Annotated in this window: 3 protein-coding genes; 1 reads left to right on the plus strand and 2 read right to left on the minus strand. The window is 63.9% G+C overall.

What is annotated here, in order from left to right; all coding sequences use genetic code 11:
• Positions 1 to 819: cation diffusion facilitator family transporter (locus VGH68_RS13090; protein ID WP_331604051.1), on the minus strand; the 819-nt coding region annotated here is incomplete at its 3' end.
• Positions 820 to 1,149: a metalloregulator ArsR/SmtB family transcription factor gene (locus VGH68_RS13095; RefSeq protein ID WP_331604052.1), complete on the minus strand. Its 330-nt coding sequence runs from the start codon at positions 1,147 to 1,149 to the stop codon at positions 820 to 822.
• 127 nt (positions 1,150 to 1,276) lie between these two features.
• Between VGH68_RS13095 and VGH68_RS13100 the strand changes: the two genes are divergently transcribed.
• Positions 1,277 to 1,768, plus strand: a 492-nt coding sequence (locus VGH68_RS13100) for a tetratricopeptide repeat protein (protein ID WP_331604053.1), incomplete at its 3' end; no start/stop codon positions are given.

Raw genomic sequence — 1,768 nt, forward strand, 5'->3', positions numbered from 1 at the left:
CCAGACATGGAGATCGTGGACGTCGGTCACGCCCGGCAAACCCGCCAGATACTGTTCGATACCCGGCTTGTCCACACCAGGCGGGACCGCGCCCATCGCGAGCCGCATCGCGTCGCGGCCGAGCCCCCACGTGCCCACCACGATCACGCCGACCACGACGATGCTCATTACCGGATCAAGCCAGTTCGCGCCCGTGAACAGGATCGCGAGACCGCTGACGGCGACCGCGGCGGAAATGGCGGCGTCGGCGGCCATGTGCAGGAAAGCGCCGCGCACGTTCAGGTCCTCCTTGCTGCCGCGCATGAAGAGCCACGCCGAGAAGCCGTTGACGACCATGCCGAGCGTCGCGACGATAGACACGTCGAGCCCCGCGACCGGCGCCGGATTGAGCAACCGCTGCACGGCTTCAAGCACAATCGCACCGCATGCGAAAAGCAGCAGCGCGGCGTTGGCGAGCGAAGCGAGTATCGACGAACTGCCCAGTCCGAAGGTGTAGCGTTCCGACGGTTTGTGCGTGCCGAGCCAGACGGCGCCCCAGGCGAGGAGCAGGCCGAGGACATCGGAGAGATTGTGGCCGGCGTCGGCGAGCAGCGCAGTGGAATGCGCGATGAAACCGTACACGGCCTGCACGACCACAATCAGCAGGTTCAGCCCGACCGCGATCGCGAACGCGCGGCCCTGGCCTGCTTGCGGCGCCTGATGGTGATGATGGCCGCCGGCGCCGTGGTTGTGAGCGTGACCTTGCTTGTGCTGGTGGTCATGGTCGTCGTGTTTGTGCTCATCAGCGTGCTCATGCTGTTGCTTCGATTGAGGTTCCATTTACTCGTTATCCGGTCGGAAGTCGGCTTGCGGCTCGGCAACGTGCTCGAGCAATTCGGCCAGCATGGCGCTGATGTGGTTGTCGGCGGCGAGATAGAAAACCTGCTTGCCTTCACGCTCGGCGCGAACGATCCGCGCCGCCCGCAGCAAACGCAGGTGATGGCTGACAAGCGATGCCGACAACCCGAGCGATTCCGCGATCGCCCCCACCGCGCAGCGCCGGTCGACACACGTCAGCACGATACGCAGCCGCGTGGGATCGCCCAGCAGGCGGAACAGGTCGGCGAGCGGAACGACGCGCTCATCGGTTGCGATAAAAGGAGAAGACAAGATAGATCAGCCAACATATGAACAAGTGTTCACATGTTACAGAAGTGAAACCGCGCGCGTCAATGCAAAAATCCGGATCGGCGGCGAACGTGTGTAAAAATGAGGCGTTTGCATTCAATCTTCCTCAATGGATACAGTTTTTGCGCGTGGCTTCGCGGCGCATCGCGATGGCCGTCTAACCGAAGCGGAACGCGACTATCAGGCCGCGCTTGCCGCAGAGCCTTCCCACGTCGACGCACTTCATCTGCTCGGCGTGCTGCGCCATCAACAGGGCCAGCACGCGGAAGCGGCCGAACTGGTGCGTCGCGCGGTGGATCTGCGCCCCGCCGACGCCGGCTTGCAGCTCAATCTTGGCAACGCGCTTAAAGCGCTGGGCCGGATCGACGACGCGATCGAGCGGTTCCGCAACGCGCTACATCTGCAACCGGGTTTTTCGCTTGCGCAGTACAACCTCGGCAATGCGTACGCGGCCGCGGGCCGCCACGAAGACGCCGCCGATGCCTTCGAAAAAGCGCTGCGCCTGCAACCGCTGGACGCCGCGACCTGGAATAACTTCGGCAATGCGCTGCTCGGCATGCGACGCTTTGAAGAGGGCGCCAAGGCCTTCCGCCGTGCGTTG

The sequence above is a fragment of the Paraburkholderia sp. genome (assembly GCF_036488505.1).
In the GTDB taxonomy this organism is placed as follows: Bacteria; Pseudomonadota; Gammaproteobacteria; order Burkholderiales; family Burkholderiaceae; genus Paraburkholderia.